At 43.8% G+C, this 12,499-nt stretch carries 11 protein-coding genes, 1 rRNA gene and 3 pseudogenes; 8 read left to right on the plus strand and 7 right to left on the minus strand.

The genetic code is table 11. The features are described from left to right. Nucleotides 1-140: 140 nt before the first annotated feature. The 5 genes from ACP2WE_RS21070 (at nt 141) to ACP2WE_RS21090 (ending at nt 5,194) form a co-directional block, all read left to right on the plus strand. Nucleotides 141-512, plus strand: a complete 372-nt coding sequence (locus ACP2WE_RS21070; protein ID WP_425217502.1) for a DUF1823 family protein — start codon at nt 141-143, stop codon at nt 510-512. 133 nt (nt 513-645) lie between these two features. After that, nucleotides 646-1,965 (plus strand): AAA family ATPase, encoded by a 1,320-nt coding sequence (locus tag ACP2WE_RS21075; RefSeq protein ID WP_425217503.1) that lies wholly within the window; start codon nt 646-648, stop codon nt 1,963-1,965. 2 nt (nt 1,966-1,967) lie between these two features. Further along, a complete protein-coding gene (locus ACP2WE_RS21080) occupies nt 1,968-2,645 on the plus strand; it encodes a phage tail protein (RefSeq protein WP_425217504.1) in 678 nt (225 codons plus the stop codon). Between the two features lie 370 nt (nt 2,646-3,015). Next, on the plus strand, nt 3,016-3,969 hold the full coding sequence (hemC, locus tag ACP2WE_RS21085) for a hydroxymethylbilane synthase (protein ID WP_330483350.1): 954 nt from the start codon (nt 3,016-3,018) through the stop codon (nt 3,967-3,969). Next, nucleotides 3,941-5,194, plus strand: coding sequence for a dihydroorotase (locus ACP2WE_RS21090; RefSeq protein ID WP_425217505.1), 1,254 nt, complete (start codon nt 3,941-3,943; stop codon nt 5,192-5,194). Before hemC ends, ACP2WE_RS21090 begins: the two co-directional genes overlap by 29 nt. 208 nt (nt 5,195-5,402) lie before the next feature. Here ACP2WE_RS21090 and ACP2WE_RS21095 read toward each other — a convergent pair. Continuing rightward, nucleotides 5,403-5,540, minus strand: a pseudogene (locus ACP2WE_RS21095) (IS256 family transposase); the annotation flags it as partial. A gap of 235 nt (nt 5,541-5,775) precedes the next feature. Here ACP2WE_RS21095 and ACP2WE_RS21100 point away from each other — a divergent pair. Beyond that, nucleotides 5,776-6,120: pseudogene (locus tag ACP2WE_RS21100) on the plus strand (AbiTii domain-containing protein); the annotation flags it as partial. 132 nt (nt 6,121-6,252) lie between these two features. Here the strand turns inward: ACP2WE_RS21100 and ACP2WE_RS21105 are convergent. The 5 genes from ACP2WE_RS21105 to ACP2WE_RS21125 form a co-directional block, all read right to left on the minus strand. After that, on the minus strand, nt 6,253-7,608 hold the full coding sequence (locus tag ACP2WE_RS21105; protein WP_425217506.1) for an MFS transporter: 1,356 nt from the start codon (nt 7,606-7,608) through the stop codon (nt 6,253-6,255). Continuing rightward, nucleotides 7,605-8,516 (minus strand): DNA repair protein RecO, encoded by a 912-nt coding sequence (recO, locus tag ACP2WE_RS21110; RefSeq protein WP_425217507.1) that lies wholly within the window; start codon nt 8,514-8,516, stop codon nt 7,605-7,607. The genes ACP2WE_RS21105 and recO overlap by 4 nt, the downstream gene beginning before the upstream one ends. Nucleotides 8,517-8,611: 95 nt before the next feature. Next, nucleotides 8,612-9,079, minus strand: coding sequence for a hypothetical protein (locus ACP2WE_RS21115; RefSeq protein ID WP_425217508.1), 468 nt, complete (start codon nt 9,077-9,079; stop codon nt 8,612-8,614). Between the two features lie 111 nt (nt 9,080-9,190). After that, nucleotides 9,191-9,580 (minus strand): glycine cleavage system protein GcvH, encoded by a 390-nt coding sequence (gcvH, locus tag ACP2WE_RS21120; RefSeq protein WP_425217512.1) that lies wholly within the window; start codon nt 9,578-9,580, stop codon nt 9,191-9,193. Further along, nucleotides 9,581-10,351, minus strand: coding sequence for a TerC family protein (locus ACP2WE_RS21125; RefSeq protein WP_425217509.1), 771 nt, complete (start codon nt 10,349-10,351; stop codon nt 9,581-9,583). A gap of 344 nt (nt 10,352-10,695) precedes the next feature. Here ACP2WE_RS21125 and ACP2WE_RS21130 point away from each other — a divergent pair, with 344 nt between their 5' ends. Together ACP2WE_RS21130 and ACP2WE_RS21135 are read left to right on the plus strand one after the other, a co-directional pair. Next, entirely contained in the window at nt 10,696-11,667 is a 972-nt protein-coding gene (locus ACP2WE_RS21130) for a 30S ribosomal protein S1 (RefSeq protein WP_425217510.1), read from the plus strand. A gap of 165 nt (nt 11,668-11,832) precedes the next feature. Beyond that, nucleotides 11,833-12,089 (plus strand): annotated as a pseudogene (locus ACP2WE_RS21135) (transposase); the annotation flags it as partial. A 312-nt stretch (nt 12,090-12,401) separates the two neighbouring features. Here ACP2WE_RS21135 and rrf read toward each other — a convergent pair. Then, nucleotides 12,402-12,499: ribosomal RNA gene (rrf, locus tag ACP2WE_RS21140) — 5S ribosomal RNA — on the minus strand; the annotation flags it as partial.

The raw sequence follows: 12,499 nt of genomic DNA on the forward strand, positions 1-12,499 counted from the left end.
TCGACAAAAAGAATCATCAGTTACTATGGATAACCCATATACTCTAAAAGCTCGTTTTACTCCAAAAGCTCGTTTTATAAGTGCTCGAGGATTTGGTGTGTTAATTTTCAGAAATCGCCTTGTTTTTTAATCTAGAACCTATGTCAGATATCCCTGCTTTAAATAAAGATACGATTTGGGCAATCCTTCACGAAGAGATCGATGATGCTGGTGTGAATAGATTGTTGTGGTACTACCTCGGCTATCGCTACGATGAGACTCAGCAAAAATGGGATAACAGTCTGGTAGATCAGGCTTGGCAAGAGAATTATCCCGAACCACCCGATTTTATTGAAAATCGTCCTCCTACTGTGCAACTGACGCGATCGATTCCCGCTGAGAATAAGCAGCTTTTAAAAGAGAACCTAGGCTTTAAAGGGTACAAGCTTGGCGAATTTGGTCCCAGACAAACCCGTCGTGCCACTGCTGCGAGTTGGCTATTGAGCTACATGCAACAACAGGGACAACTATAGCGATTGGAGCTAGTTAGGCGCAAGAAAACTTAAAATATAGGTGTCGAGATCCCCGACTTTCGATCTACAGTTAAAGACTAACTTTGTCGATCGCCAAAAAAGTCAGGGATCTATTCATTTACGCCACTAAATTATGATTACTGAAGTCCAAATTGAGAACTACAAATCAATCCAGAAACTAAAGCTGGGTTTGGGAAGGGTAACTGTATTTATTGGTGAGAATGGATGTGGCAAAAGTAATATTTTGGAAGCGATCGCCTTAGCCTCTGCCGCCGCTAACAACAAATTAGATAACGAGTTTTTGGTTTCTAGGGGCATTAGAGTTACGGAACCTGAATTTATGCGATCGGCTTTTGATGAAGAAAATCTTAAAAAGGAGATCAGAATTAGTTTAAAGAGAACTGATAAAACTGTATTTAATTGTGTTATACAGCACGACAATGGAACTTATTCTAATTGGAATAAAGTTGTTGAAATAAATAAACATGAGGAATTAGTAAATGTGCTTGAGAAAGCAGAAAATAACTTAACAAGCGAACAGTTATTGCCTGTATTGACGAAATCTATTCAAGATGCCATTGATAAAATTCAAGATAAAATTCAAGATAAAATTCAAGATAATATCTCACATAATCTAAGAGAATTCAAAGAAGAAAATCCACACGCTGAAGAGGATGAAATTTCTAGCTATATTAAAGAGGCTTCGATAGAAACTGTAAATAATCATATACAGCCGATTATACAAGAATATATACAAGAAGCTTTTATGTTTAAGCAAAGCAGTTTTGGGTTAAAAAACTTTATAATCTATTCGCCTGAAAATTCTTCGTTACGTGTTTTTGAGAAAGAAGGACAAATTCAACCATTGGGAATTAAGGGAGAAGGCTTATTTAAACTTCTCAAGGTTTTAAGTTTAGATAAAGAATCCGATAAAATTGGAGAGATCAAGGAAAAACTTAAGCTGATAGATTGGTTCCAAGATTTTGAAATACCTCAAGGTTCTTTTGACTCAGAAAGAAGCATTCAAATTAAAGATAGGTATTTAGATGAAAACCTGCCTTACTTCGATCAAAAGAGTTCTAACGAAGGCTTTTTGTTTTTGATGTTTTACTTCGCTTTGTTTGTCAGCAGTGACACACCTAAGTTTTTTGCGATTGATAATATTGATGCTTCCCTTAATCCTAAATTGTGCAGTCGATTAGTTAAAGAGTTAGTCGAACTTGCAAAAAAATATGATAAGCAAGTTATCTTAACTACTCACAATCCCGCCATTTTGGACGGCTTAAATTTAGATAATGACGAGCAAAGGCTTTTAGCGATTTATCGCAATAAAGACGGACATACCAAAGCCAAACGCATTCTCAAACCTGAGCCATTGGAAGGACAACAACCCGTGAAATTGTCCGAAGCATTTATGAGGGGCTATATCGGCGGACTTCCTAAAGGTTTTTAGTTATGAAGAACACTTTCGCAGGAGTTACGGAAGGACTCACCGACCAAATTATTATTGAGAATATTTTAGCTGGATATTTTGAGTCTCGCGATATTGATGTGAACTGGCTGCAACCCTTAAGAGATACCACGGATGCAAATAGATCTAGTACCTTTGGTGGCTGGAGTCAGGTTTTTGAGTACTGTCGATCGCCTAATTTCAGAGAATCATTTCAATTCAACGAATACGTGATTGTTCACATCGATACGGATGTCTCTGATGAATACTATGACGTTCCGCACCAAGATGAAAATGGAGAAATTCCTCCCGAACAGCTCATTGAGAAGGTAATTGAAAAGTTTAAAAGTGCGATCGGTGAGGACTTTTACGGTCAGTGCGAGGATAAAATCATCTTTGCGATCGCTGTTCATTCCACCGAGTGCTGGCTTCTTCCCTTGTATTACGCCGATAACAAAAAATCAAAAATCAAAAGCTGTTTATCCACATTAAACCAAGCTCTTCAAAGGAAAGAGGGCTTTACGATCGATCCTAACAATAAAAATCCAGATTATTATCAGGATATTTCCAGCCAATACTGCAAACAAAAGACTCTATTGAGTTCGTATAAACAGAATCCCAGCCTTAAAATCTTTATAGAGAAAATTGAAAAGAGAAATATCGTCATTGAAGAAGACTTTTGATTTTGACTTGTCGATAAGCTAAGCCTCTGCTTTGGCTTCCTGCTTAGGAATTCTATGCAAGTCACCCTTGCGGCGGGACGCATCCTGCAAGGAATCGCTGCTGTCATGGTTTGGGTTGGGACTTTTTTATAGGTTTGGCTTAGCCTTTGAGGTGCGTCCCAGAAACAAAGGCTTATAGAGCTATAGTTAAGTTTCTTAACAAGTTTTTGTAAAGATTTTGAGATAAGGGGTCGAAAACTGTTTGAATATTAGATGGGTTTCTGAATCTCAGATCGTTAAAACCCCGAAAACGTTTTTTCATTGAAAACTGAAAAGCCAAACCATATAAATCTCATATCTATCTTAAAGTCTCATACTCCATAACCTTCCTATGCCTACCACAACTCGCACAATCCAAATCGGTTCTCGTAAAAGTCAACTTGCACTTGTACAAACTTACTGGGTTCAGGCAGAGTTGCAAAAAGCACATAGCGATCGCACCTTTGAGGTACAGACCATGAGTACCCAAGGCGACAAAATTCTCGATGTGGCATTAGCCAAAATCGGTGATAAGGGCTTATTTACCAAAGAGCTAGAGCTAGCCATGATCGAACGTGAGGTTGACTTAGCCGTGCATAGCTTAAAGGATTTACCCACCAATCTTCCTGAAGGTTTGATGCTAGGAGCAGTCACAGAACGCGAGGATCCTGCGGATGCCTTAGTGGTTCACGAAAAGCACAAAGATAAGCAATTAGATACCCTGCCCGAAGGCACGGTGGTGGGGACATCATCCCTACGTCGTTTGGCACAACTGCGTCATTACTATCCCCACCTCACATTTAAGGATATTCGCGGAAACCTCAATACCCGTTTGCAAAAACTAGATGCAGGCGAGTTTGATGCCATTATTCTTGCTGTAGCAGGTCTACAGCGTTTGGGCATGGGCGATCGCGTCCACCAAATTATCGATCCCGAAATTTCGCTCCATGCGGTCGGTCAAGGCGCATTAGGGATTGAGTGCCGCACCGACGATCCAGAAGTACTAGAACTATTTGCCCCGATTATTCACTACCCCACCACGCAAAGATGCCTTGCCGAGCGCTCCTTTTTGCGCGAGTTAGAAGGTGGCTGTCAAGTTCCGATTGGTGTGAACACCACCATTGATGGCGATCGCCTCACGCTCAAGGGAATTGTAGCTAGCCTTGACGGTCAAACCCTCATTAAAGGCGATGTCACGGGCGATATTACCCAACCCGATGCGATCGGCATTGAATTGGCGCATCAACTCAAGGGTAAAGGCGCACAGGCAATTTTAGATGCCATCACCGCCGAATTTCGCGCTTAGAGCAGGTATGCAATGCCCTACCCTATTCAGACAAACTCGCATCCTTGATGCTGTTGCTCAAACCGATTACCTAACGGATGTACTACTCGCCACAGATGGCAAGTTCCATGTTGGTGGGGGTCAAGCACAGATTCCTGAAGGTACTGAGATTAGCGATCTCACGGGCTTAGTTTTAGGTACTGGGCTAGTCGATCTCTATAGCACCAGTGGCGAACCAGGTTTTGAGCAACGCGAAACCCTTGCTTCTTTGGCAGAGGCAGCTCGTCGTGGCGGCTTTGCTAAGGTTGGCATTTTACCCCACACGCAACCTGCGATCGATGATATTGCGGCATTGGAATTTTGGCGCAGTCAAAAGCACCTGCCCTTTATGCCTTGGGGTGCGATCACCAAAGGCTGCGAAGGCAAACAGATCGCTGACTTGGCTGAATTAGCGGAATTTGTGGTGGGCTTCACCGATGCCAAACCGATGGCGAATTTAGCACTGGTGCGGCGGGCAATGGAATATATCAAGCCGTTAGGCAAACCGATGATGCTGATGCCACAAGATCTCAGTTTGGTTGCCAGTGGTGTCATGCGCGAAGGAAAGTGGTCGTTGCAATATGGTTTGTCTGGAATTCCAGATATAGCAGAAACTTCGGCACTGGCGGCGTTATTGGAATTAGTTCGTCTCACCCATACGCCGACACACTTTATGCGAATCTCTTCAGCTCGCAGCGTGGAACTGATTGCTCAAGCCAAAGCTGACGGTCTTCCTGTCACCGCAAGTGTGCCTTGGCTCAATCTTTGGTTGGAAGATCGAGACCTGCATTCCTACGATCCAAATTTACGCTTAATTCCTGCGCTGGGCAACGAAGCCGATCGCAGGGCCTTGATTGCTGGGGTTAAGTCTGGCGCAATCGATGCGATCGCAGTCGATCATACACCCTATACCTACGAAGAAAAGACCGTAGCCTTTGAAGTTGCACCTGCGGGAGCGATCGGCTTAGAACTAGCACTCCCGATGCTCTGGCAGCAGTTGGTCGAGACTGGTCTTTTGACTGGGTTGGAACTCTGGCAAGCCATGAGTTCCCGACCCGCTCGGTGTTTAAATTTAAATTCCGACCAGTTATCTCTGCAAACCCTATTCGATCCCAATCAAAGTTGGACGGTGACGGCAAGCGCGATCGCTTCTCTATCTCACAACACACCCTGTTTGGGCAAAGTGGCGATCGGCAAGGTAATTTAGGCGATTGGAAAAGGTTTCAGAAAGTCAAGATTTAGTCTGATGTCACCCAGTTCTCAAGTGCAAGGTCTGGAACTCGACTAAACTCTTTTGTAGGGAAGTTGATCTCTTGTTGACATAAAGTCATCGGAAAAGAGATCGAGACTATTAAAGAGGGTTTGCCAAGGGTTGTTTTTGGAGAGTGTCAAGTAAACTGTGTAAACTCTGAAATCTAGATATGGAGGCGATCGCCAAATAAAATATCAAAGCGATTCAGGGCAGGTTTCCAATCCTTAATCAGCATCGTCCACTTCTTGGAGATATTCCACATCGCCTAATAGACCAATTTAAAAGCCGCCTCATCGGATGGTAGTTGTAACTAAAGCAGTTGAGCAGATTGAGAATAATAAATCGTTAAAAGAGCGGACGGTTGGCGCTCTTAAGTCCGCTGGAGTCGAGGGATTTAAAGAGCTTATCGACAATTCGCTTGTTAATATATTTGATGGCAGCGATCGAAGGCTGGAAGGAATGTAAGTAATATGACTTCATTATCAAGAGTTGATTTACCATCTTTTATTCTTGAGTGAAATAGTCAGGCTAATGGTAGTGTCAACGTTGCTTCAATTGAACAAATTGAGAATAGGGTTAGAAATATTATTCTCGAGCAATCACTCAAACTAGAATCTCTCGAAATACTAGGTGAAGGTATGACATTCTCATCACAAGAGAAACAAAGTGAATATTTAGCCCCTCAGATTAACCAAAGCTTTAGTGCGCCTGTAGGAGTAGTCCAAAATGGAGACGGCAGCACAGCTAATACTACGCAAAATATTGGTAGGGAGATAGCCGAAATTCTACAGTTGATCGACAATCTTCATATGATAGACAAAGCATTGCCAATAAAGCGATTGAAACACTTCAGGAAACCACTTCAAATCCCACACTTTTAAAGACTGCTCTATTCACGATCTGGGGTGTTGGGCAGGGAGTAGCAACTTTTGACACCAGAAGACAAAGAAAAACTTATCCTGCATGGCACTTCAGAGAATACTTCTACTTTTACTAAGTGGGAAATGCTCACCTTAAGCTTCTGAACTTGGCACAATTTTTCTAGAGATATACCAAGTTACAAAACCCGTAACCAGCGCGATCGCACTGAGCGCAAAAATCACCTTTGACAAACCAAAATAAGACTCCGCGATTCCCGCCACCGCCAGAGGTAGGCTGAGCGCAATATTAATCGCATTATTTTGCAGACCAAACACAATGCCCCGTTTTTCCTCAGGCGTTTCTTCTTGAATTACGGTCTGCATCGGGATCATGCATAAACCCGCAAATACCCCCGTCCCCGCAATCATGCCCAAGCCAATCCAAAAGCGATCGCAAAAAACTGCCAAACCTGACAAGAAAATTGCCATGCCAATCGAGCCAATTAAAGCAAGCTTTTGACGACTAAAGCGATCGCCAAACTTTGCCACAAAACCTGCCCCAACCGCCATACCTAAACTGGCATCGGCAAGTAAAAACCCAAACTGTTCCGATTTAATTTCGGGCATCACCTCCGCCAACCGTACCGCCAACACCGTCATCGCCGCCGTCACCGAAAACGTACAAACCAATTGCAACAAAGCCGCCAGTGACGATCGCTGAGTGCTGAGATATTGCAACCCTTCCTTAATATCTGTCCAGACATGAAAGTCTTCTTTATGCAAACTTTCGCGGGTTTCACCCGTGCGTAGCAGCAATAAAATTAGACCCGCGATCAAATAGCTACCCCCCACCACCACTTCTTTGCCAATCTGATGGATCAAGCGATCGGCAAACACTAGTAATGGCTCTCCGATCGCAAACCCTAAGATCAAAGCCCCCATGATCGTGGTGGTGTAGATCGAGTTCGCCGAGAGTAAATTCGGTTTCTCGACCACCAAAGTAATCGCTGACTGCTCTGCGGGAGTAAAAAACTGCGTAAACGTAGAAACAAGAAAGGTGATGCAGAGTAAGCCCCAAAACCCTACAGGCGAGCCCCACAAAGGCGACCAGTCCTTCGTCGTCCATAGCAGTAAGGGGGTAACCATCACCAGCACACCGCGCAGTAAGTTTGAAGTCACCAGTACCCATTTTTTCGACCAGCGATCGACATAAACCCCAGCGATCGACCCAAACAAAATTGCAGGGATTGTAAAGGCAACCATTACCGATGACACCCACCCGCTAATCGTCTCGCCTTCATTTTGAAACTGTGTAGAAACAATCGCAATGATCAGAACTAAAAAAACCTTGTCGGCAATTTGCGAAAAGATCTGTCCGCTCCAGAGTGAAAGAAAATTGGCATTTTTTAAAACTGAAGTAGGCTGCGGCTCCTGCGGCTGCGGTAATTCTGGCTGTTGCGGCAAATTTGGAATATTTGTGCTGGCAGGAGGGTCAAACAGATGGGTCATAGGTTGAAGCAGTTGTCGATCAAAGCAGCGGACTGAATGGGCTTATCAAAATGATACTGTGCATAGGCACGCAGAAGTCTTTCCACCGTAAGCCATGCTGTAGAATGCGCATCTGAAACAGTTTGGGATAACTCAGGTTGAACCAAGGATTGCATTGCGATTAACTCGGTACCATTAAGATAGCGATCGATTTTCACACTGAAACTGTCAGTAAATTTTATACGATTGATTGTCTGATATTCAGTAGTTTGAAGCTCAGCAACTATGGTTTCAGTTAGATTCGTTTCTGGAAGCTGAGGTCTAACGGGCTGGGGTTTTGCCGAAAAGCCCTGAGCTTCAGAATTACCTGAGAGACTGACAATGCCGCCCCCAGAAAAACTAAACCCCACTTTCCATCTAGGACGATCGGTCTGAGGAATCAGAGCTTCTTGGGTAAAACAACAGGCATGAACTTGCGGGGCAAAACCCGCGATCGCCAGCAGATGATAAATTCCATGAACGAGACAAGCTAGAACCCTCTGATTGTCACAATTTTGCAGCCGCATGAGATGCTCTGTGAGTAGCTCAAACAGTTCCACTTGGGGTTGGGCAGAGAGTGCCTGAATCAGGGCCAATTCGGCTAAATACTGAGCAGCGGTTAACTTAGCGAGATTATGCCCTAACCCGATAAAAGATTGCAGTGTCTCAGCGTGTTTAATCCGATCTAGGCTACGTCCTGGCGAAATTAACAGGTCGTTGACCACAAACAAGCCCGATCGCCCTGTCATATTTGAGCGATGCTTGCGCGCCCCTGCCGCCACAGCCCGAATTAGGCCATGTTCTCGGGTCAGGATAGTCAGTAAGCGATCGTTTTCGCCCATTGCCACACCTTTGAGATTAATGCCTATGGTTCGATATGTGCGAGACAAAAGAGGTTTGCGTAAGTCTTAGACAACATAGCAATTATACGGATGAACCTCCCCAGATACAGTGGCGTATATCCGTACCATTACGAAATCAAGGACTAAACCCCAGGACAGACTTCTCCAGCTTTTTTAGCAACAGGTGAAAGGTCTTTAAAAAACTTCTCTACGGCAGGTTGCAACTTTGCAGAGCGAAAGTCATTGGTGTTTTGATTGAGAACGGTTTCTGCTAACTCAACAATCGCTTGGGCAAAGCCTGATTGAATCATTTTAAGGTCGGAATCAGAGAGTTTGACATCTTGAATTCCCTTGGCGATCGCTTTCAATTCCTTAGCAGTATCTGCAGGGGTAAGGTCTTTTTTTGAGAGCGGAGCGTTCAACCTTTGCACGGCTTTTTTCAGGGTCGAACATTCGACCTTTTTCTCAGCAGAAATTGTCTGAGCGGGTGTGGTCTCTGCCATGCTAGGACGAACCAAACCGAAACTCGCGATCGCGCATAAACTCGAAACCAACACCATCGGTAGTGCCTTTCTACCCAATTGAGACCCAGTTAGAACAGCCATAGTCATGAAAATTTAGTATTTTTTTTAGTATACCCAACTGCTATAGGTAAAGCGATCGGGCAAGATCCTATGGCGAGAAACGAATCCTACAACTGCTCAAGTTCTCTTGCTGAACTTTTACAGACCTTCAACTTTGCTGCGATAGTCATCAGCAGACATTGCCTCATTTAAGACATCAGGATCTGCAATCTTTACCTTTAAAAGCCACGCATCCCCATAGGGATCGGCAGCAATTTTTTCGGGTTCATCCACCAATCCAAGATTTGCTTCAAGGACTTCACCGCTTATAGGAGCATAAAGATCTTCAACTGCTTTGACTGACTCTACCGTGCCAAAGGGCTCTCCCTTACTGACAGTTGTACCAACTTCTGGTAGATCGATAAATACCACATCGCCCAACTGATCGATCGCAAAGGCAGTTATCCCAATGGTGGCAATATCTCCATTGAGACGGATGTACTCATGGGAGTCAGTGTACTTTAGGTCATTAGGATATTCCAGCATGATTTACTTGTCCTTTATTTCTTCTTTAAGCGATAACTCAACTTTGCGATCTAGCGTACTAGGATCGCTAACATTCGCCGAATCCAAATCTAGTTCGGGAGTTCGTTTAGAAAAGCCCCAGATAAATATGGCTGCGATACAGGTTAGCATTAGCCATTCAGGGGGTACATAGCTATCGGCAACAACCTTTAATAGCAATCTGATACCGACCAACATCACAATTAAGTATCCTGCCGCCTCAAGGTTGACAAATTCACCCAACCATTTAATAAACAGTCCTGCCAAAAAGCGAAGAGCGATAATTCCTGCGACGCCCCCCAGCAATACCAACCAAGTTTCCTGTGCTACCGCCACCGCTGCCGTCACGCTATCAAGCGAAAAGGCTAAGTCCGTCAGAGACACAAGCAAAACTACCTGCCACATCTTATCCGCCATGCGTACAGGGTGCTCAGCATCATGATCTTGGGCATTAGCTAGGAAAAATTTACCTGAAAGCCATAGCAAATAGACTGACCCAGCTAGCTCAAATTGCCAATACTTGATCACCCAAGTTGCAGTTAAGATCAGCACAATTCTAAAAACAAATGCCCCAATCAGCCCATATCGTAAAGCCCATGCCTCTTGTCTAGGATCGGGGAGACTGCGAACAATTGCTGCAAGTGCGATCGCATTATCGGCTGATAAAATTGCCTCTAGTAAAATCAGTACCCCAATAATAGGGATCACTTCAGGGCGAAGGGATGACGGACTAAAATCGATAAACTGCTCGAGCATTCAATACCAATCAAAAACAATTTCACGTCCTAATATTATGCGCGATCGCTTAGCAAATCTCTTGAGGTTTCGATTTGTCAAGGTCGCGATCGCCGAGAAATTTAGATTTAGGACTAGCTAACTCATAAAAGTAAGATATAATTAAGTGCTTATGTCTATGCTGAAAGATTTGCCTACTCAAATTTTTCGATTTATAAAGTTAGATATGAGCCCTGCTGTGATTGCCTTTAAGCTGAGATGCTGATTAGAGCTTAAGAAATAGTAATTCGCTGCTGCTGTTACATTTCCAGGAGGAAAACCAATCTACGGAGAAAAACACTAGGACACACATTAGTATGGTCAATATGGTCAATCGGACAAAAACTGCTACATCCACTGCTACCAATGCCAATGTCGGCTTTACACACGAAGATTTTGCGGCACTACTAGATAAATACGATTATCACTTTAATCCAGGTGATATCGTGGCGGGAACTGTATTTAGTATCGAGCCACGGGGCGCTTTGATAGACATTGGGGCAAAGACGGCAGCCTACATCCCAATTCAGGAGATGTCAATTAACCGAGTTGACCAGCCAGAAGAGGTTTTACAAAATAACGACACGCGTGAATTTTTTATCCTTGCCGATGAAAATGAAGAGGGTCAACTCACGCTGTCGATTCGTCGCATTGAATATATGCGGGCTTGGGAACGCGTCCGTCAACTTCAGCAAGAAGATGCTACCGTTCGCTCTTTGATTTTTGCGACCAACCGAGGTGGTGCACTGGTTAGAATTGAAGGCCTGCGCGGATTTATTCCCGGTTCGCACATCAGCACGAGAAAACCAAAAGAAGAATTGGTCGGAGAGGAATTACCTCTGAAATTCTTAGAGGTGGATGAAGATCGTAACCGCCTTGTCTTGAGTCATCGTCGTGCTCTGGTTGAGCGTAAGATGAACAAACTTGAGGTTGGAGAAGTTGTGATTGGGGTTGTACGCGGCATCAAACCTTACGGTGCATTCATTGATATCGGGGGTGTTAGCGGTCTGCTTCACATCTCTGAGATCTCTCACGATCACATTGACACACCTCATAACGTGTTTAATGTGAATGATGAAGTTAAGGTCATGATTATCGATCTTGATGCCGAACGCGGCAGAATCTCACTATCGACCAAGCAGCTTGAAGCTGAACCTGGTGATATGGTGAAAGATCCTCAAATTGTCTATGCGGGTGCCGAAGAAATGGCTGCGAAGTATCGCGAACAGATGAATACTCCACCTGCTAGCATGACGATTCCAATTCCTGATGCAATGGCTGAAATTGTTGAAGTCTAGGACATAAGATCGTTGAATTAAATAAAGAAGGCAAGAAGCTAAAGCTTCTTGCCTTCTTTATTTAATATGAGTTCGAGCTAAATAGAAAGGGTAAAGCCCACTCCATCATCGCCATAAATTACCAAGTTTATCAAGCGAGTATAGAAGGAACAACATTATCCGTCCATCAGCAAATCTTGGCGAGATCACTGGCAGCATATCATCCTTTCTTTGCCTTCCCCCCTGAGATCCGTAAGTGATTTACACCACGAATACGATTGAGTCGATGAATAGCAGTTTGCGCAAGGCGATTAAAAATCAACAGATTTTCCCCTCTGACGAGGCTGCTTTCAAATCAGTCTATTCGGCGATGCGGAATATCTCGAAGAAGTGGACGATGCCAATTAAGGATTGGACCTGCCCTAAATCGCTTTGACATTTGATACTCAGCCAACGAGGAGAATTGTGTCTTAACCTCTCTGACGATTGCTATATATCAAGTTGGAAATGCTGAAATTTCAATCTAAGCAAAATCATTTTGCGCTTAATCGGAGGTGTACATTAATGCCCTTAAACAAGCATTTACTGTGTGGCAGTCCCTAAAACCATCCTAGGCTTTCGCGTAAGGTGAGTTAGTATAATAAACACTCAACTATGTGTTTGCTGAGAGTGAATTGAGGCACAACAATACGCATCCCCAATAGAAAGAAACCATGTTCATTTATCGAGCATGGTTTCTTTTCTTAGAATATTAATCTTGGCATCGAGTTATTTTCCCGCAGGGCTACCCCTAAAGTATCTTCACCGTAACAGCGTTTCACCTCTGAGTTCGAGATGGATCAGTGTGGTTCCA

This window comes from Tumidithrix helvetica PCC 7403 (genome assembly GCF_965232925.1).
GTDB lineage: Bacteria > Cyanobacteriota > Cyanobacteriia > Pseudanabaenales > Pseudanabaenaceae > Tumidithrix > Tumidithrix helvetica.